The following is a 19,382-nucleotide window of genomic DNA, read 5'->3' on the forward strand; positions in this document are numbered from 1 at the left end:
CAGGTGGCGAAGGCGCCAGTGGAAATGAGCGAACAGGGGGTGGTCCTCGTGTTGTCGGCGCACTCAATCGCGCCGCCGCGCGGCGACCAGGCAGCTGGCGCCGAAGCGTATGCGGGCGCCCTGTGCAATGGTTGCGGCTTCGCCTTCGAGCAGGCGGGCCAGCAGGCGCGCGGCAAGCCCGTCGCCCGCGCCGTGTTCGGCCCTGTCGGAGAGCCGGACCCGGCGGCCCAGGCCGATGCGCCACGGCAGAGCGCGCAGCAACCATTGCGGCAGCACCAGCGGCTGGAAGAAATAGCTGATGTAGTCGACCTCGAAATGATCGGCCAGTAGCGCGCGCATGCTGCGCAGGGTGTGTCGCCGGAAATGGCCGGCATCGACGTCCGCCTGCGACCACAGCCACTGGTGGCAGGGAACCGTGAGGTAGAGGCGCCCGCCAGGGTGCAGCAGCGGCGTCAGTTCGTCGAGGAAGGCATGATCGTCCTCGACGTGTTCGATGACGTCGAACAGGCCGATGGCGCCGAAGCTGGCCGGGGGGAAAGCGGCCTGCTGCACGGTGGCGCAGACGACCTGGTCGAGCTGGCGCTGGCGGCGTGCATTGAGCGCCCCGGCGTAGCCGGGCTCCAGCAGTACCACGTCATGGCCGGCGGCGCGGAGCATCTGCGAAACGAAGCCGTTGCCGCCGCCGAGGTCGAGCAGCGTGCCGTCGAAGGGATAGCGTTCGACCAGCGCCGCAATGCATGCGTTGCGGTGTCGGAACCAGAACGAGTGATCTTCGACTTGCAGGCAGGCTGCGTGGCCGTCCTGCGGGTACGAGACACGCTCCGAGCCGTCGGCTACGTAGATACCCTCATGGTTTGGTACCAATGCCTGGCAGACCTCGGAGATGCGCATGTTTGGCCCGCTTGCCCACTTGAACCATGGTGGTGGAAAGTCTACAGGTTCTGGTAATTCGGCCCCGACCCGCCCTCCGGCGTGACCCAGGTGATGTTTTCGTAGGGATCCTTGATGTCGCAGGTCTTGCAGTGCACGCAGTTGGCGGAGTTCACCTGCAGGCGCTTGCCGTGGGGCTGGCTGAGGTCTTCCACCATCTCGTAGACGTTGGCCGGGCAGAAGCGCGTGCAGGGGTTGTCGTATTCCTCCACGCAGCGGGTGGCGCAGATGTCGGTGTCGATCACCAGCAGGTGCACGGGCTGGTCTTCGTCGTGCGCGGTGGCGGCGAAGTAGACGCTGGCGAGGCGGTCGCGCGGCGGCAGCTCGCGTTGCACGTAGTCGCGCTTGGGCGCTTCGAACTCGCCCAGCTTCTTCAGGCTGGACCAGTCGGGCTTGTTCTTCAGCGTCCACGGCGAGCGGCCGCCGATGGCGGTTTCCCACGCGGCGTTGGCCATGCCGAACCACAGGCCGCGCTTGAAGCCGGGCTTGATGTTGCGCACCTTCTTCAGCTCTGCCATCGCGGCGGAGGCGCGCAGCTTGGCGTCGAAGCCGGCGCTCTGCAGGCTGTTGCCGACCAGGTGTTCGGCGGCGAGCATGCCCGAGCGGATCGCCTGATGGGTGCCCTTGATCTTGGGTACGTTCAGCAGGCCGGCGGTGTCGCCGATCAGGAGCGCGCCGGGCATCTCGCACTTGGGCAGCGACTGCCAGCCACCGGTGACGATGGCGCGCGCGCCGGCGGAGACGATGCTGCCGCCTTCGAGCAGGCCCTTCACGTGCGGGTGGGCCTTCCACTGCTGGAAGGCTTCCCACGGCTGGTACTCGGGATCGCTGTAATCGAGCCCGCTGACGTAGCCCAGCGCGATGCGATCCTGGTCCAGGTGATACAGGAAGCTGCCGCCGTAGGTGTGGTTGTCGGCGGGCCAGCCCACGCTGTGCACGATCTTGCCGGGGCTGGTGCGGCCGGCCGGCACCTGCCACAGTTCCTTGATGCCGATGGAGTAGGCCTGCGGGTCGCTGTCGGCGTCCAGCTTGAAGCGCGCGACGAGCTGCTTGGTGAGGCTGCCGCGCGCGCCCTCGGCCAGCACGGTGACCTTGGCCTTGATGTCGATGCCTTGCGTGTAGCTGGGCTTGTGCGAGCCGTCCTTCGCCACGCCCATGTCGCCGATGCGCACGCCCGCGACGGAGCCATCCTCGTTGTAGATGTTGTCGGCGGCGGCGAAGCCGGGGAACACGTCCACGCCCAGCGCCTCGGCCTGCGGCGCCAGCCACGCGCACATCGCGCCCAGCGAGACGATGAAGTTGCCGTGGTTCTTCATGCCCGGCGGGGTGGGCAGCTTGCGGCCACCGGTCTTGCTGAGCAGCCAGAACTCGTCGTCGGTGGCCGGCACGCAAACAGGTGGTGGCCGGTCGCGCCAGCCGGGCAGCAGCGCGTCCAGCGGCTGCGGCTCGATCACCGCGCCGGAGAGGATCTGCGCGCCGATGGTGGAGGCTTTCTCGATCACGCACACGCTGGTGCCGGGCGCCAGTTGCTTGAGGCGTATCGCGAAGGACAACCCGGCCGGGCCGGCGCCAACCACGACGACGTCGTATTCCATGGTTTCGCGTTCGCTCATCGCTTTCCCCGGCAGGCTGCACGATGTCCGTGCGTGATGGTATGGCCGCCATTGTCGGGGTTAGCGTCGCCTTGAGCAACGCGTGTTGCGCCACCGCTTGCAATCGTTTCACCTGCGGTGGCGATAATCGGGGCGTGTTTTTTGTAGGGAGCGACCATGAGCTCGATGCCGCCGATCACCGATCTCGACTTGCGTCGCGCCAGTGTTTGCCAGTTGCTGCACTGGCTGGCCATCGGCCGTACCCAGGTGCAGGCGCTGGCCGATGCCTACCAGGGCGCCATCGAGCGCATCGACCCTGCATTGGGCGCCTATGTGGGGCTCAGCCCGGGCCTGGTGCAGGAGCAGGCGCGTACCGCCGAGCGCCGCCGTCGCGACGGCGTGATCGGACGGCTGGACGGCATCCCGGTGGCGCTGAAGGACAACTTCGACATCGCCGGCTGGCCCACCCGGGTCGGCCTGCCCGGGCGCGAGCAGCCGGTGTCCGGCGACGCCCATGCGGTGGCGCGGCTGCGCGCCGCGGGCGCGGTGATCCTGGGCAAGACCAACATGGACGAAGGCGCGCTGGGCGCCATGACCGACAACCCGCACTACGGCCCCACGCACAATCCGTGGCGGCATGGGTACACCGCTGGCGGCTCCTCCGGCGGCGCGGCGGCTGCCGTGGCGGCGGGGTTGGCGGCGGCGGCCATCGGCTCGGACAGCCTGGGCTCGATCCGCATTCCGGCCAGCTATTGCGGCGTGTATGCGCTCAAGCCCACGCATGGCGAGATTTCCGCGCGTGGCCTGGTGCCGGCGGCGCGGCGGCTGGATGCGGTGGGCCTGATCGCGCGCAGCGTGGCCGACCTCACCGTGCTGCTGCAGGTGCTGGCCGGCTACGACGCCGACGATGCGCGCTCGCGCCGTCGCCGCGTGGCGCTGGCGTTGCCCGATTGGGAACCGGGCCGGCTGCGCACGGGCCTGTTGCCCGACCTGGCCGCCGTGGGCGTGCAGGCGGAGGTGGCGGCGCTGTTCGCGACGGCGGTGGGCAAGCTCACGCATGCCCTGGGTGAGCAGCGCACGGTGGATTTTGCCGACTGGGATTTCGCGCGCACCCGTCGCGCCGGCCTGCTGCTGATGGAAGCCGAGATGCTGGGCACCTTCGCCGGGGATCTTGCCGATGCCACGCATCCGGTGTCGCCGCACTTCCGCGCCATGCTCGGTTACGCGCAGCGCAAGAGCGCGGCCGACTACGCTTGCGCCGACCGCGTGCTCGACGCGGCCACGCTCAAGATGCGCCGCCTGTTTGCGCAGATCGACGTGCTGGTGTTGCCCACCACGCCGCAGGGCGCCTTTCCGCTGGGCGGCGACGTGCCGGACAACCAGGCCGACCTCACCGGCTTCGCCAGCCTTGCCGGCTGCCCGGCGGTCAGCCTGCCCATGGGCACGCTGGCGAGTGGCCTGCCGGTGGGGCTGCAACTGGTGGGCGCGCGCGGCTCGGATCTGCGCCTGCTGGAACTGGCCGCGGTCTGCGCGGCCACGCTGGACGCCGACCCGGCATATCCCGCGATCGCTTGAGCTCTGCGTCTTTCACAGGCAGGAGCCCGCTCGCGGGCGATGACGTCTTTCGCGAAGAACCTCATCGCCCGCGAGCGGGCTCCTGCCCGGTGCCATATGCCCTCCGGCGCGCATCCCCACCGGCTTGGTTGTTTGGGGAGTCGGCGGCGCTCGCGTAGCATGGTGGTTCGGCGCGGCCCCGGCGGGCCGTGCATCGCCCTTGAACTGATACCTCATGAACGCACTTCCCGCACCACTGACCACCGGCCATCTCGACGAACTCGAGGCCGAAAGCATCCAGATCTTCCGCGAGGTCGCGGCCAGCTTCCGCCAGCCGGTGATGCTGTATTCGATCGGCAAGGACTCCTCGGTGCTGCTGCACCTCCTGCGCAAGGCCTTCTATCCGGCCCGGTCGCCGATCCCGCTGCTGCACGTGGACACCACCTGGAAGTTCCGCGAGATGATCGCCTTCCGCAACGCCGTGGCCGCCGAGGGCGACGTGGAGGTGCTGGTGTACACCAACCAGGATGGCGTGCGGCAGGGCGTGTCGCCCTTCAGCCACGGCGCCACCGTGCACACCGACATCATGAAGACCCAGGCGCTGAAGCAGGCGCTGGACAAGTACCAGTTTGACGCCGCCATCGGCGGCGCGCGGCGCGACGAGGAGAAATCCCGCGCCAAGGAGCGCGTGTTCTCCTTCCGCAACGCGCAGCACCGCTGGGACCCCAAGCACCAGCGCCCCGAGTTCTGGCATACCTACAACACGCAGATCCGCCAGGGCGAGAGCGTGCGCGTGTTCCCCATCTCCAACTGGACCGAGATGGACGTATGGCAGTACATCCGCCGCGAAGCCATCCCGGTGGTGCCGCTGTACTTCGCCAAGCCGCGCCCGGTGGTGGCGCGCGACGGCGCGCTCATCATGGTGGACGACGAGCGCTTCGTGTTCCGCCCCGGCGAAACGGTGGAGACGCGCACGGTGCGCTTCCGCACCCTGGGCTGCTACCCGCTCACCGGCGCGGTGGAATCCACCGCGGCCACGCTGGACGAGATCATCCAGGAGATGACGGATTCGCGCAGCTCCGAGCGCCAGGGCCGGGTGATCGACCAGGACCCCGCGGCTTCGATGGAACGCAAGAAGCAGGAGGGTTACTTCTGATGGACGCATCGATCACCGGCGCCGGCCTGTTGCGCTTCATCACCTGCGGCAGCGTGGACGACGGCAAGAGCACCCTGCTCGGTCGCCTGCTGTACGACGCCGGCATGCTGCCGGACGACCAGCTCGCCGCGCTCGAGCGCGACAGTCGTCGGTTGCACGCCGACGCGGGCGGCACGCTCGACTTCGCCCTGCTCACCGACGGCCTCGACGCCGAGCGCGAGCAGGGCATCACCATCGACGTGGCCTACCGCTACTTCCACACCACGCGACGCAGCTTCATCGTGGCCGACTGCCCCGGCCACGAGCAGTACACCCGCAACATGGCCACCGGCGCCTCCAACGCGGAACTGGCCGTGGTGCTGGTGGACGCGCGCAAGGGCCTGCTGCCGCAGACGCGCCGGCATTCCTATATCTGCAGCCTGCTCGGCATCCGCCAGGTGGTGCTGGCGGTGAACAAGATGGATCTGGTGGATTGCAGCGAAGCCGTCTACCGCGAGATCGCCGAGGCCTACCGCGAGCTCGCACAAACGCTGGGCATTGCGAAGGTCGACTGCCTGCCGGTGATCGCGCCGGGCGGCGACAACGTGGGTACACGCTCCGCGCGCCTGCCGTGGTATCACGGGCCGACCCTGCTGGAGCTGCTGGAAGTGGCCGATGCCACGTCCGCGCGGGCGGAGGATTTCCGCATGCCGGTGCAGTGGGTGAACCGACCCGACCACAACTTCCGCGGCTACGCCGGCACGATCTGCGGCGGGCGCGTGTCGCGCGGTGACGAAGTGGTGGTGCAGCCGGGCGTCACGCGCGCGCGCATCGCGCGCATCGTTGTCGCTGGCGGCGATCTGGACAGCGCCGGCGAAGGTCAGGCCGTCACCCTGTGCCTGGATCGCGAGCTGGACGCCAGCCGCGGCGACGTGATCGCCGACGCGCTGCGCCCCGCGCCGGTGGCCGACCAGTTCGCCTGCCACGTGGTATGGCTGGGCGACAACGCCCTGCTGCCCAATCGCACCTACTGGCTGAAGATCGGCGCGCGCACGGTCAACGCGCGCATCATGGCGATCAAGCACAAGGTGGACGTGAACACGCAGGCCGAGCTGGCCGCGCGCAGCCTCACGCTCAACGAGGTGGGCTATTGCACCGTGGGCCTGGACGAGGCCATCGCCTTCGAGCCTTACGCCGTCAACCGCACCCTGGGCGGCTTCATCCTGATCGACCGCCAGAGCAACGCCACCGTGGCCTGCGGCATGATCGACTTCGCGCTGACGCGCTCCACCAACGTGCACTGGCAGCACGTGGACGTGGACAAGACCGTGCGCGGCCAGAGCCTGGGCCAGCGACCGCTGTGCCTGTGGTTCACCGGCCTCTCCGGCGCGGGCAAGTCCACCATCGCCAACCTGGTGGAGAAGCGCCTGCACGCACTGGGCCACCACACCTACCTGCTCGACGGCGACAACGTGCGCCACGGCATCAACAAGGATCTGGGCTTCACCCCGGCCGACCGCGTGGAAAACATCCGCCGCATCGGCGAGGTGGCGCACCTGATGGTGGACGCCGGCCTGATCGTGCTGGTCAGCGCGATCTCGCCCTATCGCGGCGAGCGACGCTCGGTGCGCGAGCGCTTCGGTGCGGGCGAGTTCGTCGAGGTGTTCGTGGACACGCCGTTGGCCGACTGCGAACAGCGCGACCCCAAGGGCCTGTACCGCAAGGCGCGCGCCGGCGAGATCCGCAACTTCACCGGCATCGACGCGCCCTACGAGCGGCCCGAGGCACCCGAGGTGCACCTGCACACCGCCGGCCTGCGTGCCGAGCAGTTGGCCGAGCAGCTCACCACGCAGCTCCTTGCACGCATCGGCCCGCCGGCGCACGACGATGGCCACGCCGGCTGATCCCCGCGCACGCCGTTTTTCCCAAGCTCCGAGGGGCGAGGGAGTACGGCTTGCCCCGCGTAAAAGCAACGGGCAGCGCGACGCATGAGCGGCTGGCAACACTTGCCACTGTCCGATGCCGACGTAGCCCTGTGGTCGCCTTGGCTGGCGACCGCTGAAGCCGATGCGCTGTTCGCCGAGTTGCGGCAGTCGATGGCGTGGGAAGTGCACCACCTCCGCCTGTTCGGCCGGGACGTCGCCGCACCGCGCCTGAGCGCGTGGATCGGCGATCCTGGCGCCGTCTACACTTATTCGCGCCGCCGCTTCGAGCCGCGGCCCTGGCCGCCGGTGTTGGTCGCCCTGCGCGGGCGCGTCGAACAGGCTTGCGGCGCGCGCTTCAACAGCGTGTTGGCCAACCTCTATCGCGACGGTAACGATGCAATGGGCTGGCACAGCGACGACGAGCCGGAGCTGGGCGCGCGGCCGGTGATCGCCTCGCTCAGCCTGGGCGCCGTGCGGCGTTTCTGCCTGCGTCGGCGCCGCGCGCGCGGCGAATCGCCGCAGCCGGGCGATGATCTTGAACTGCAGTTGCCGCATGGCAGCCTGCTGCGCATGGCCGGCGCCACCCAGCAGTTGTGCCGACATGCGCTGCCGCGCATGCGCAAACTGGCCGCAGCACGCATCAACCTGACCTTCCGTCACGTCGATACGCCGCCGGTTTGACGCTGCGCAGCGTGGCCAGGCGCGCCCCGGCAGGGGATAATGGCCGTCCAATTCCCCACGAGGCGCTGCTGCGATGACCGAGAAGACCGTACTCAACGCCACCCACCGCGCGCTGGGCGCCCGCATGGTCGACTTCGGCGGCTGGGACATGCCGATCAACTACGGCTCGCAGATCGAGGAACACCACGCGGTGCGCCGCGATGCCGGCATGTTCGACGTTTCGCACATGACGGTGGTCGACCTGCACGGCGCGCGCACGAAGGACTTCCTGCGCCACCTGCTTGCCAACAGCGTCGAAAAACTCAAGGTGCACGGCAAGGCGCTGTACTCCTGCATGCTCAACGAGCAGGGCGGCGTGATCGACGACCTCATCGTGTACTTCCTCGGCGACAGCTTCTACCGGCTGGTGGTGAACGCTGCCACGCGCGCCAAGGACTTGGCCTGGATCGAGGCGCAGGCCAAGGCCTTCGCGGTGGAAGTGAAGGAGCGCCCCGAGCTGGCGATGATCGCGGTGCAGGGCCCCAACGCCCGCGCCAAGGTGCTGGGCCTGTTGCACGAGGTGGATCGCCCGCGCATCGAGAAGCTGGGCAAGTTCGCCGCCGCCGCCGCACAGGGGCCGCACGGCATGCCGCTGTTCGTGGCGCGCACCGGTTACACCGGCGAAGACGGCTTCGAGATCGTCGTGCCGGCCGAGCACGCCGTGGCGCTGTGGGAGGCGCTGGTTGCCGTCGGCGTGGCGCCGGCCGGGCTGGGCGCGCGCGACACGCTGCGGCTGGAAGCCGGCATGAACCTCTACGGCCAGGACATGGACGAAACCGTCTCGCCGTGGGAGGCCAACCTCGGTTGGACCATCGCGCTGGACGAAGGTCGCGACTTCATCGGCCGTGCCGCGCTGGAGAAGCAGAAGGCCGAGGGCGTGAAGCGCGTGATGGTGGGCCTGGTGCTGGACGAGAAGGGTGTGTTGCGCCATGGCCAGCAGGTGCTCACCGCGGGCGGCGAAGGCGAAATCCTCTCCGGCAGCTTCGCTCCCACGCTGGAGAAGGCCGTCGCCTTCGCGCGCATTCCCGTCGGCGAACCCGGCGCGGTGCGCGTGGACATTCGCGGCCGCGAGTTGCCGGTGCGTATCGTCAAATACCCCTTTGTGCGCGACGGCAAGCCCTGCGACGGCATTTGAGCGCGCTTCCTTCTGTTGTTCGGGCGGCTAGAATGTCGCCTGCTTCTTCCCTCCGACATTGGACCCGACCATGAGCGAGATTCCCGGCGACCTGAAGTTCAACAAATCCCACGAGTGGGCCCGCGTCGAGGACGATGGCCTGGTGCGCGTGGGCATCTCCGACCATGCCCAGGCCCAGCTGGGCGACCTGGTCTATGTGGAGCTGCCGGAAATCGGCGCCAGCGTCGTCGCCGGCAACGCCGCTGCCGTGGTGGAATCGGTGAAGGCCGCCTCGGACATCTACTCGCCGGTCTCCGGCGAAGTGGTCGAGGTGAACGAACTCCTGAGCGACAAGCCCGAGACGATCAACGAGGACGCCTTCGGCGAAGGCTGGATTTTTGCCGTGCGCCCGAGCGACCGCGCCGAGCTGGAGACGCTGCTCGACGCCGCCGCCTACGAGGAACTCATCGAGCACGAAGACCACTGATCGTCCGCTGCATCCGCGCTTCGACGACGGCCGCCCAGTGCGGCCGTCGTCGTTTGGGCGGTTGGTGGTCGCTGCCGCGGTCGCGCCGGTCGCGCCCCGTTCATCTGCACCGATGCGACCGCCGCGCCATCGGCGCGAAGAAAGGCGAGGTGGTGGCCCGCTGACTGCGCGCGCGCGGTGGTTGACGTGAAAACCCTTGATTTCAGGCCGTTGCCTGCTGCTTGTAGTGCATGCGGTAAATATACGTCTGGACGTCTGGACGTCTGAAATATCGCGGCCCGTGTATGCCTCGGGGCAGGTGGTCGCCGGGCCGAGCGCCAGGCGCTCGGCGAAATGAATTGATTTAATGGCGAAAATCCATTGACAGCCGAAATCTTACGGAATAGTTTTCGCCCAAGTTCATGGGGAACGGCAACATGGCAACACCGAAATTCATCAAGCCTTACGTCGAGCACGGTGAGAAGGCGAATGCAGTCCGCAAGATCACCGTCTCGATTCCGCTGCACGTTCTGCGAACGCTTTCCGACCTGCGCACCGAGCGTCAGGTGAAAAACCTGAGGCACGCCACCAACAGCGATTTGCTGGTCGAGGCGTTCCTCCATGCTTTTACTGGGCAACCACTGCCAACCGATGAGGAGCTGAGACGAACCATGGCCACTGCCAAGAAACCCGCTGCAAAGAAACCGGCCGCCAAGAAGGCCGCCGCCAAGAAAGCCCCCGCCAAGAAGGTCGCCGCCAAGAAGCCGGCTGCCAAGAAGCCCGCAGTCAAGAAGCCCGCAGCCAAGAAGGCTGCCGTGAAGAAGGTTGCCGCCAAGAAGCCGGCCGCCGCCAAGAAGACCGTTGCGAAGAAGGTTGCCGCCAAGAAGCCGGCCGCCAAGAAGGTTGCCGCCAAGAAGCCAGCTGCGCCTGCCAAGGTGGCCAAGGCCACCAAGACCGCCAAGAAGTAAGCACCACACAATACGCGTCATCGACTTGCCTCCCTGCGGTGCCCAGCGCGGGGAGCGCGCTTCGAAAACTTCGTCCCGGCCATGCCGGGACGTTTCGTTTCCGGCACGGCCTGCCCATCTGCGGCCAAGGGCGGTGTGTGCGGACGACATGCCTGCGGCGCCGGCGTCTTGCGCCGTCGCTTTCCGCGATTTGCCCGTCCGCCGCAATGCGGTTATGTTGCGACCATCCGCGCCGCGCGCATGGTCGAGGACCTGCCGCACCTGGACACACAGGGGGGAAGCGCGGGTATCTGTCGACCAGCTAGCGAGAGACCATGGATACCCGAAATACACTCATCACGCGTCGCGGCGCCCGCGGCGCCATTCGCTCCGGCGCCCTTCTCATCGTCGCGGTCTTCGCCACGCTGGGCGTCGGCGCCTGGTTCCTGATCGTTCGCCCGGTGCTGCAGCAGCGGCAACTGGATGCGGGCGGTGCGCCGGCCGCGCTGACCGCGGCGGGCAAGCCCAAGGCCGCCGCGGCACCGGTCGACATGCAGGCACTGGACGTCAATCAGTTGCTGGACGAAGCCAGCAAGGCGCTGAAGGCGCAACGCCTGGTGGCGCCGGTTGGCAACAATGCCTTCGAGTTCTACCTGCGCGTGCTGGCCAAGCAGCCGGGCAATCCGGTGGCGACCAGTGCGTTGCGCGAAACCTTCCCCTACGCGGCCTCCGGCGCCGAGCAGGCGATCAATGCGCACAACTACGACGAGGCACGGCGTGAGATCGACCTGCTGGCCAAGGCCGATCCATCCAACTACACGTTGACCATCTTGCGTTCCAAGCTCGATGCGCAGCAGAAGCTGGCCAGCCAGCAGCAGGCGCAGGATCAGCAGAAGGCGACGCAGCTCGCCGCGCAGAAGGCCGCGGCCGAGAAGCAGGCGGCGCAGCAGGCCGGGCAACTGGCGGCTGAGCAGGCCAAGGCGAAACAGCAACAACTGGAACAGCAGCGGACGCAAGCGGCGACGCCGGCCAAGGCCGCGGCGGCGGTGCCGGCCGCACCGACAGGTGAAACGGCGGATGCGGTGCTGCTGAAGGGGGCCGAGCCCATCTTCCCGACGGCGGCGTTGCGTTCCGGGCAGGCGGGTTGGGTGCGCGTGGGCTTCACCATCACGCCGGAGGGACGCACCGCGGACATCCACGTGATCGAAGCCCAGCCGCGCCGCGTGTTCGACCGTGCGGCGATGGAAGCGGTGGCCCGCTATCGCTTCAAGCCGGCCATGAAAAATGGTGCGGCGGTGGCGAGCAATACCGAGCAGAAGATCGAATTCAACAACGGTCGCTGATCGGCAGCCCGCGGCACGGAACGAACGGCGCGTGCATTGCACGCGCCGTTCGCGCAGGTGGCGACGTCAGCGCCGTCGGTGGGCGGACGGCCTGGGTGACGGTGGCGGGCCCTCCACGTCGGCCCAGTCCACATGCGGCAGGCCGAGCAGGCTGTCGAACACCATCGGCATCAGGCCGCTGGGCATCGGCCCGGTGGAGTTCCACAGCGTGACCACGCCGACGTGGTCGCGTGGGAAAAAGCCGATCATGGTGCGATAGCCGGCCACTGCGCCAGCGTGGTAGATCAGCGTGTGGCCGCCGTAGTCGTACACCCGCCAACCCAGCGCGTAGTGGGCGTCGCGCAATCGCGCGCGGCGCCAGGGCGTGGCGCGCAGTTCGCCGGGCGTCTCCACGTCCGGGCTGTGCAAGGCGTCGAGCAGGGCGGCTGGCAGTACGTCGGGGCGGCCGCCCATCTGCGCGATCAGCCACTTTTCCATGTCGCGGATGCTGGCGTTGACGCCGGCGGCCGGCGCCACCCGGTAATAGGTTTCGCTGGGTTCGAACGGCACCCAGCTGTGGTCGGGGCCGGCATGGTGCGGGCGCGCCCAGCTCGCGCTCGACTCCAGTCCCGAGCGTCCATAGCTGGCGTAACGCATGCCCAGCGGCTGGAACACGTACTGCCCCACCAGACGATCGAAGAAGGTGCCAGTGCGCGCGAACAGCACGTCGCCGATCATGCTGAAGGCCACGTTCTGGTAGCCGTAGCACGCGCCCGCCGGACACGTGTTGTCGACCTCGTCCAGCTTGCGCACCAGCTCCTGGTAGGACACCTCGCCTTCGAGCAGGGTGTCGTAGGTGTTGTGCGGCAGGCCCAGCCGCTGGCCGAGGATATCGGCCACGGTGGCCTGGTCGGCGTAGCTCATGTCCTTGAGCCTGAAGTAGGGCAGCACATCGACCAGCTTCATGTCCCAGCGCAGCTTGCCGTCGTCCACCAGGATACCGGTGACGGCGGTGGCGAAGGCCTTGGAAAGCGAGGCGAGGCGGAACACGGTAGCGGGTGTCACCGGCGCACGGGTGGCGGCATCGGCGTAGCCCTCGGTGCGCTCGAACACCACCTTGTCGTCCACCACCACGGCGGTGGCCAGGCCGGCGGCGCCGTCGCGCGCGGCCAGTTCATCCAGCCAGCGTTGGTAGTCGGCCAGCGTCTGCGCCACGCGCGCCGGCGGCACTTCGTGCGTGTCTGCCGTGACGCTGGCCGCGGGCGCCGTGGCGGCGCGGGCGGGCGCCGCGTTGGCCGCGGCCAGCGCGCAGACAACGGCCGCGGCGAGAGTGCGAAATGGCATGGTACGCTGGCGCGGTGACGGCGTGCGGACACGCCTTGGCAACAGGAGAATCGAGATGGGACTGATCGTGTTTCTGGTCGTCGTGGTGGCGATTGTCATGTACTTCGTGGCGATCTACAACGGCATGGTTACCGCACGCAACGGTTACAAGAACGCCTTCGCGCAGATCGACGTGCAGCTCACGCGGCGGCACGACCTGATCCCCAACCTGGTGGAAACCGCCAAGGGCTATCTCGCCCATGAGCGCGGCACGCTGGAGGCGGTGATCCAGGCGCGCAATGCGGCGGTGAACGGCTTGGCCGGCGCCAAGGCCAACCCCGGCGACCCCGCGGCCATGCAGCAACTGGCCGGCAGCGAGAACGCGCTCACCCAGACGCTGGGTCATCTGTTTGCGCTGCAGGAGTCCTACCCGGACCTGAAGGCCAACCAGACCATGATGCAGCTCTCCGAGGAGCTGACCTCCACCGAGAATCGCGTGGCCTTCGCGCGGCAGGCCTACAACGATTCGGTGATGAGCTACAACAACCGGCGCGAAGTGTTTCCCGCCTCGTTCGTGGCCAACAGCTTCGGCTTTGCCGCCGCCGAACCGCTGGCGATCGACAACCCGGAGGTGCGCGAAGTGCCCAAGGTGTCCTTCGGCTGATCGCGGGCCGGGTGCGCGGCGGAGCAGGCAACATGGATTTCTTTGCGCAACAGGCGCGCGTGCGCGGCAGCAGTCGCCGGCTGGTGGTGCTCTTCGTGCTGGCGGTGGCGGCCATCGTGGCCGCCATCGACGCGGCGGTGTGGCTGACCCTGGGTCATCACGTTGGCATCAACGGCGAGCCGGCCCGCTCGAACCTGCCGCTGTTGCTGCTCAGCAGCGTCGTGGTGCTGGCCGGCATCGGCCTGGCCTCGCTGTACCGCATTGCCAGCCTCTCCAGCGGGGGGCGCAAGGTAGCCGAGGACATGGGCGGCACCTTGGTGCCGCCTGCGGTGACCGACCCCGGGCTGCGTCGCCTGCGCAACGTGGTGGAGGAGGTGGCCATCGCCTCGGGCGTGCCGGTGCCGGAGATCTACGTGATGGAAGGCGAGGATGGCATCAATGCCTTTGCCGCCGGCTACTCGGTGGCCGACGCGGCGATATGTGTCACCCGTGGTTGCCTGGACAGCCTCGACCGCGACGAGTTGCAGGGCGTGGTGGCGCACGAGTTCAGCCATGTGCTGAACGGCGACATGCGGCTCAATATCCGCCTGATGGGCCTGCTGTTCGGCATCCTGGTGCTGGCCATCATCGGCCGGCAAATCGTCTATTCGGGCGGTTATCGCAGCAGCCGCCGCGACAGCGGCAACCAGACCGTGCTGATCGGCCTGGCGCTGATGGTGGCGGGCTATATCGGCTATTTCTTCGCGCGGCTGATCCAGGCGGCGGTGGCGCGTTCGCGCGAGTCACTGGCCGATGCCTCGGCGGTGCAGTTCACGCGGCAGACCACGGGTATCGCCGGTGCGCTGAAGAAGATCGCGCTGGCCGATGCGGGCTCGGTGCTGCAGGCGGCGAACCGGCATGAGGTGTCGCACATGCTGTTCGGCGAGGCGGACAGCTTCAACGCGTTGTTTGCCTCGCATCCGCCCCTGCTCGAACGCATCCGCGCGCTGGAGCCGGGCTTTCGCGAAGAGGAACTGACGGAGTTCGCGGTGCGTGCGGCGCGTGCCGAGGTGACGGCGGAGGAACCCGCCTCGCCGCTGGCATCGCCGCGATCGGCGGCGCCGGTCACCGGAGCGATGCCGCTGCCGCCAGCGATGCCTGGAGTGGCGGCGGTGCCGTTGGCGGCGGCCGCCGCCGCGGGCGGCAACTGGCAGCGTGCCGCGGCGCTCCGGCAGTCGATTCCGCCGGAAATGCAGTTGTCCGTGCGGCAGGGCGAAACCGCGCTTGCGGTGGTGCTGGCGCTGGCGCTGTCCGCTGCGCCGGAACTGTTGCAGCAGCAGCTGCGCCTCCTGGCCAATGCCTTCGGCGACGATGTCGCGCAACTGGTGCAGCAGCAGGCGGCGCTGACCGCCACGCTGGAACCTGGCCTGCGCCTGCCGTTGGTGGCGCTGGCCTTTCCGGCGCTGCGCCAGCTGCCGGAGGGGCGGCAGGACACCTTGCTCGGTACGCTCGATGCGCTGGTGCGCGCCGATGGCCAGGTTGCGTTGGATGAGTACTGCCTGGTGCGTTTCGTGCGGGTGCACTTGCTCGAGGCCCGCGCGCCGCGCCGCACGCCGGTGGACGGCTTGCGCAAGCTGCCGGCCTGCCGCGCCAGCCTGATGCTGGTGTGCGCCGTGCTGGCCGTGTACGGGCAGGATGACGCAGACGCGCAGCGGCGCGCGTGGATCATGGCGATGCAGCAGGCGTTTCCGGGCGAGTCCCTGGGGTGGTCGTTGCCGCCTGTCGCGTGGCAGGCGCCGTTCGAGCAGGCGCTGGCCGATCTGGACGGCCTGCAGCCGGCGGCCAAGGAGCTGGCCGTGCAGAGTTTCGTGGGCGTGGTGCGCGCCGATGGTGTGGTCACCGCGGAGGAAACCGACCTGCTGCGGGTGATCTGCGCCAGCCTGCATTGCCCGTTGCCGTTCTGATGGCGCTCGCGCGCCGTGTTTACCTGGCCGGGGTTCCGGCTTGCTGCGGGACTGGTCCGTGAATCCGTCCGCAAGGCCCGTTTCCGTCAAGGCCGCGCATACGCATGCGCCGGCGCTCGCCGCGCTGGCGTTCTTCTGCGTGATGACCTCGTACTACATCATCCGCCCGGTGCGCGACCAGTTGAGCGGTGCGGTGGGTTCGGCGTCGCTACCGCTGTTCTACGGCGCGGTGTTCGTCGTGATGCTGTTGCTGGCGCCGCTGTTCGGCTGGCTGGTGGCGCGCTTCCCGCGACGGCAACTGCTGGGCTGGAGCTACAGCTTCTTCATTGCCTGCCTGCTGGCCTTCGTGCCGGTGTTCCTGGCGCAGGAGCGTATCGGCGCGCGCGAGCTGGGCGTGGTGTTCTTCATCTGGGTCAGTGTATTCAACCTGTTCGTGGTGTCGCTGTTCTGGAGCTTCATGGCCGACATCTTCACCAGCGGCCGGGCACGGCGGGTGTTCTCGCTGATTGCGCTGGGTGGCATGGCGGGCGCGATCTTCGGCCCGCTGGTGACCAAGCTGCTGGTGCAGCTGATCGGCGTGGCGCCGTTGCTGCTGGTGTCGGCGCTGGCGCTGGGCTGCGCGCTGGTGCTGCTGCTGCACCTGTCGGTGAAGCACGAGCAGGCGCAGCCCGAGCAATGTGGCGGCGAAGCCATCGGCGGCTCGCTGTGGGCTGGGGTCAAGGAGCTGTGGACGCGGCCGTTCCTGCGCTACATGGCGCTCTTGATGCTGTTCGGCGACGGCATCGGCACGCTGGCCTATGCGCTGGTGGCCGACTACGCCAAGGCGCACTACACCGACGCGGTGGCGCGCACGGTGTTCTACAACAACCTCGACCTGGCCACCAACACGCTGGGCGCGCTGCTGCAGTTCACCCTCACCCGCTGGCTGTTGATCCGCCGCGGCGCGGGCTGGGCGCTGGTGTTGCCGGCGGTGGTGAACGTGGCGCTGCTGCTGATGGTGGCGATCGGCGGGCATGGCGCCGTGGTGATCTCGGGCTACGGCATCTCGCTGCTGGCGATCATGGTGGCCACCACGCGGGGCTTCGCCTACGGCATGACCAAGCCCGCGGTGGATGCGCTCTACACCCGGGTGCCGCGCGAGACGCGCTACAAGGGCAAGAACTTCGTGGAGACCACGGTGTGGCGCTTCGGCGACCTGCTGGTGACCAGCGCGGTGAGCGGCCTGCGCGCGCTGGGCGTGGGCGTGACCGGGCTGGCGTTGGCGGGCGTGGGCGTGGCGGCGCTGGCCACCTGGGTGTCGCGCCGCGCCGGCTGGTCGCCCGACCTGGCGCCGGAGAAGCCGGGGCTCGTGGTTCGGGAGTAGCGGTTCGGGCGCCCCGCGAGGTTCGCCTTTCCGAATCCTTCTTCCCGAACCGCTGCCCTTACCCCGTGATGTACCGCTCCAGATGCTCGATCTGTTCGGCCTGGGCGTCGATCACCGCCTTCACCAGGTCGCCGATGGAGATGATGCCCACCAGCTTGCCGGCGTCGATCACCGGCAGGTGGCGCACGCGGCTGTCGGTGCACAGGCGCATGCAGTCGAGTACGTCGGTGTCCGGCCCCACGGTGAGCGGATCGGCGCGCATGATGTCCGCCACGGCCGTCTGCGCCGAGGAGCGCCCCTGCAGGATGACCTTGCGCGCGTAGTCGCGCTCGGACACCACGCCTACCAGCTCATCGCCACGCATCACCGGCAGGGCGCCGATGCGATGCTCGGCCATCCGCTTGATCGCTTCCAGCACCGGCGCCTCGGGCGCGATGGTGTGGACGGTGCCGTGCTTGCCTTCCAGCAGATGCCTGACCTGACGCATGTCCGATCTCCGGTGCCGCCCGCGGGATGGGGCGGTAGCAGTCTAACGCCGGCGTACGCGGGGAGGGTACGGCACGTGGCGGGGTTGGCCGATGCCGTTCAGCGCAGTTGCCGCAGGTAGTCCGGGCCACCGAGTTGGCGCATCTGCCGCTCGATCCAGGCCGCACGGCGCTGCACGTAGGCGCTGGGGCGATCAGCGTGCAGGCGGCGCGGGCTGGGCAGCACGGCGGCCAGGCGAGCGGCCTGTTCCGGGCCGAGCTGCGCGGGCGGGCGGTGGAAATCGATCCGGCTGGCGGCGTCCACCCCATAGATGCCATCGCCCAGCTCGGCGATGTTCATGTACACCTCGAGGATGCGCCGCTTGGGCCAGGTGGCTTCGATCAGCACGGTGAAATACGCCTCCAGCGCCTTGCGCACGTAGCTGCGGCCTTCCCACAGGAACAGGTTCTTCGCGGTCTGCTGGCTGATGGTGCTGGCGCCGCGCAGGCGGCGGCCCTCATCGGCGGCATCGATGGCCTGCTGGATCGAACCGAAGTCGAAGCCATGGTGGTGGGGAAAGTGCTGGTCTTCGCCGGCCACCATCGCCAGCGGCACCCAGGGCGATACTTGCGACCACGGCACCCAGTGCTGGCGCAGGCGGAAATCGTGTTCGCCATGTAGCCAGGCGCCCACGCGCCGCTCCAGCATCACCGCCGAGGTTGCCGGCGGCACGAAACGCAGCACGAGCACGGCGAGCCAGCTGAGCACGAGCCAGCCCATGGCGGCAAACCCCAGCCAACGCAGCAGACGGCGGAACGACGGATGGTGTGGCATGGTGCGGCGTGCGGGAGAACTTGCGGCAGTATAGGCGGTGGCCATTGCTTGCCGACGCCACGCCCCCATCTGGCCGGTTTGCTTGCGAGGTGAACGATCATGGATACCGTACTGGTGGAAGACGTGCTGCACCGCTTCCTGCTTGAACAGGCGGGCGTGCGCGGTGCGTTGGTGCGGCTGGGGCCGGCATGGCGCGAGGTGGCTGCCCGCGCCGACTACCCGGTACCGCTGCGCGCCCTGCTGGGCGAGGCGCTGGCAGCCAGCGCGCTGCTCACCGCGAACATCAAGCTCGACGGCGAGCTGTCGGTGCAACTGAAAAGCGCGGGTGCCCTGCGCCTGCTGTTTGCCGAGTGCACCGACCAAGGGCGCCTGCGCGGCCTGGCGCGCTGGGAGCCGCCGCTGCCCGCATCGCTGGCACTCGAAGAACTGCCGCAGGCGGTGCTGGCCATCACCATCGGCAACGTGGAGCGCGGCCAGCGCTACCAGGGCTTGGTGGAGCTGGCGGCGGCCGACCTTGCCGGCGTGCTGGAGAACTACTTCGCGCAGTCCGAGCAGTTGCCGGCGCGCCTGTTGCTGGCCGCCGATGGCGAGCACGCGGTGGGCCTGATGCTGCAGAAGTTGCCCGAGGAGGGTGGCCACGATGCGGCGGGTGATGCCGATGGCTGGAATCGGGTGCTGCAGCTCACCCGCACGTTGGGCGTGGATGAACTGCTGGCCACGACGCCGGAGTCGCTGCTCTATCGCCTTTATCACGAGGAATCCGTGCGCTTGTTCGAGCCGCGTGCGCTGGCTTTCGGCTGCAGTTGCTCGCGCGAGCGGGTGGCGGCGATGCTGCGCTCGCTGGGGCGGGCCGAGGTGGAGGATGCGCTGGCGCAGCAGGCTGGCCGGATCGATGTGGATTGCGAGTTCTGCGCCCAGCACTACCGCTTCGACCGGATCGACGTGGAGCACCTGCTGCGTGGCGCGGGCGATGTGGCAATGCCCGGCACGATGCAATAGGCGTCGCCGCGCATGTCGCGGCGGGGCCAGGAGTCTGGGTGGCACCAACCACCCGGGCTGCACGGCACGCTTGCGGTGCTTGTTTC

General features: G+C 68.6%; 17 protein-coding genes. 12 read left to right on the forward strand and 5 right to left on the reverse strand.

All coding sequences use genetic code 11. From position 1 onward, the window contains the following. Nucleotides 1–63: 63 nt before the first annotated feature. Both AC3WQA_RS12965 and AC3WQA_RS12970 read right to left on the reverse strand, forming a co-directional pair. Nucleotides 64–891, reverse strand: coding sequence for a class I SAM-dependent methyltransferase (locus tag AC3WQA_RS12965; RefSeq protein WP_492675458.1), 828 nt, complete (start codon nucleotides 889–891; stop codon nucleotides 64–66). Between the two features lie 41 nt (nucleotides 892–932). Continuing rightward, on the reverse strand, nucleotides 933–2,543 hold the full coding sequence (locus AC3WQA_RS12970) for an electron transfer flavoprotein-ubiquinone oxidoreductase (protein WP_492675459.1): 1,611 nt from the start codon (nucleotides 2,541–2,543) through the stop codon (nucleotides 933–935). Between the two features lie 156 nt (nucleotides 2,544–2,699). On the opposite strand from AC3WQA_RS12970, the gene AC3WQA_RS12975 reads away from it, so the two are divergent. The 8 genes from AC3WQA_RS12975 to AC3WQA_RS13010 all read left to right on the forward strand — a co-directional run bounded on the left by AC3WQA_RS12975 (nucleotide 2,700) and on the right by AC3WQA_RS13010 (nucleotide 11,726). Further along, on the forward strand, nucleotides 2,700–4,097 hold the full coding sequence (locus AC3WQA_RS12975) for an amidase (RefSeq protein ID WP_492675460.1): 1,398 nt from the start codon (nucleotides 2,700–2,702) through the stop codon (nucleotides 4,095–4,097). Nucleotides 4,098–4,311: 214 nt separating this feature from the next. After that, a complete protein-coding gene (cysD, locus tag AC3WQA_RS12980; protein ID WP_492675461.1) occupies nucleotides 4,312–5,232 on the forward strand; it encodes a sulfate adenylyltransferase subunit CysD in 921 nt (306 codons plus the stop codon). Beyond that, complete coding sequence (gene cysC, locus AC3WQA_RS12985) at nucleotides 5,232–7,115, forward strand: adenylyl-sulfate kinase (protein ID WP_492675462.1); 1,884 nt, start codon at nucleotides 5,232–5,234, stop codon at nucleotides 7,113–7,115. The genes cysD and cysC overlap by 1 nt, the downstream gene beginning before the upstream one ends. Nucleotides 7,116–7,199: 84 nt before the next feature. Continuing rightward, nucleotides 7,200–7,817: an alpha-ketoglutarate-dependent dioxygenase AlkB family protein gene (locus tag AC3WQA_RS12990; protein WP_492675463.1), complete on the forward strand. Its 618-nt coding sequence runs from the start codon at nucleotides 7,200–7,202 to the stop codon at nucleotides 7,815–7,817. Nucleotides 7,818–7,890: 73 nt separating this feature from the next. Then, the gene (gcvT, locus tag AC3WQA_RS12995) at nucleotides 7,891–8,991 is read left to right on the forward strand and encodes a glycine cleavage system aminomethyltransferase GcvT (RefSeq protein ID WP_492675464.1); all 1,101 of its coding nucleotides are present in this window, start codon (nucleotides 7,891–7,893) and stop codon (nucleotides 8,989–8,991) included. Nucleotides 8,992–9,061: 70 nt separating this feature from the next. Continuing rightward, nucleotides 9,062–9,457: a glycine cleavage system protein GcvH gene (gcvH, locus tag AC3WQA_RS13000; RefSeq protein ID WP_492675465.1), complete on the forward strand. Its 396-nt coding sequence runs from the start codon at nucleotides 9,062–9,064 to the stop codon at nucleotides 9,455–9,457. A gap of 416 nt (nucleotides 9,458–9,873) precedes the next feature. Beyond that, entirely contained in the window at nucleotides 9,874–10,404 is a 531-nt protein-coding gene (gene metJ / locus AC3WQA_RS13005; protein WP_492675466.1) for a met regulon transcriptional regulator MetJ, read from the forward strand. Nucleotides 10,405–10,718: 314 nt separating this feature from the next. Beyond that, nucleotides 10,719–11,726 carry an energy transducer TonB gene (locus AC3WQA_RS13010; RefSeq protein ID WP_492675467.1) on the forward strand — a complete coding sequence of 336 codons (1,008 nt, stop codon included), beginning with the start codon at nucleotides 10,719–10,721 and terminating at the stop codon, nucleotides 11,724–11,726. 66 nt (nucleotides 11,727–11,792) lie between these two features. Here AC3WQA_RS13010 and AC3WQA_RS13015 read toward each other — a convergent pair whose 3' ends face one another. Next, nucleotides 11,793–13,049, reverse strand: a complete 1,257-nt coding sequence (locus tag AC3WQA_RS13015; protein ID WP_492675468.1) for a serine hydrolase domain-containing protein — start codon at nucleotides 13,047–13,049, stop codon at nucleotides 11,793–11,795. 55 nt (nucleotides 13,050–13,104) lie between these two features. Here AC3WQA_RS13015 and AC3WQA_RS13020 point away from each other — a divergent pair, with 55 nt between their 5' ends. Genes AC3WQA_RS13020 through AC3WQA_RS13030 form a run of 3 tightly spaced genes read left to right on the forward strand, consistent with a single transcriptional unit; the run spans nucleotide 13,105 to nucleotide 16,998 of the window. Next, a complete protein-coding gene (locus AC3WQA_RS13020; protein ID WP_492675469.1) occupies nucleotides 13,105–13,692 on the forward strand; it encodes a LemA family protein in 588 nt (195 codons plus the stop codon). Between the two features lie 32 nt (nucleotides 13,693–13,724). Then, the gene (locus AC3WQA_RS13025; RefSeq protein ID WP_492675470.1) at nucleotides 13,725–15,635 is read left to right on the forward strand and encodes a M48 family metalloprotease; all 1,911 of its coding nucleotides are present in this window, start codon (nucleotides 13,725–13,727) and stop codon (nucleotides 15,633–15,635) included. A gap of 58 nt (nucleotides 15,636–15,693) precedes the next feature. Beyond that, a complete protein-coding gene (locus AC3WQA_RS13030) occupies nucleotides 15,694–16,998 on the forward strand; it encodes an NTP/NDP exchange transporter (RefSeq protein WP_492675471.1) in 1,305 nt (434 codons plus the stop codon). Between the two features lie 58 nt (nucleotides 16,999–17,056). On the opposite strand, the gene AC3WQA_RS13035 is transcribed toward AC3WQA_RS13030, so the two are convergent. Next, nucleotides 17,057–17,485 (reverse strand): CBS domain-containing protein, encoded by a 429-nt coding sequence (locus tag AC3WQA_RS13035; protein WP_492675472.1) that lies wholly within the window; start codon nucleotides 17,483–17,485, stop codon nucleotides 17,057–17,059. A 98-nt stretch (nucleotides 17,486–17,583) separates the two neighbouring features. After that, a complete protein-coding gene (gene mtgA, locus AC3WQA_RS13040) occupies nucleotides 17,584–18,297 on the reverse strand; it encodes a monofunctional biosynthetic peptidoglycan transglycosylase (RefSeq protein ID WP_492675473.1) in 714 nt (237 codons plus the stop codon). 99 nt (nucleotides 18,298–18,396) lie between these two features. Here mtgA and hslO point away from each other — a divergent pair, with 99 nt between their 5' ends. After that, complete coding sequence (gene hslO, locus AC3WQA_RS13045) at nucleotides 18,397–19,296, forward strand: Hsp33 family molecular chaperone HslO (RefSeq protein WP_492675474.1); 900 nt, start codon at nucleotides 18,397–18,399, stop codon at nucleotides 19,294–19,296. Nucleotides 19,297–19,382: the final 86 nt, after the last annotated feature.

Source organism: Rhodanobacter sp. FW106-PBR-R2A-2-24 (genome assembly GCF_058789615.1).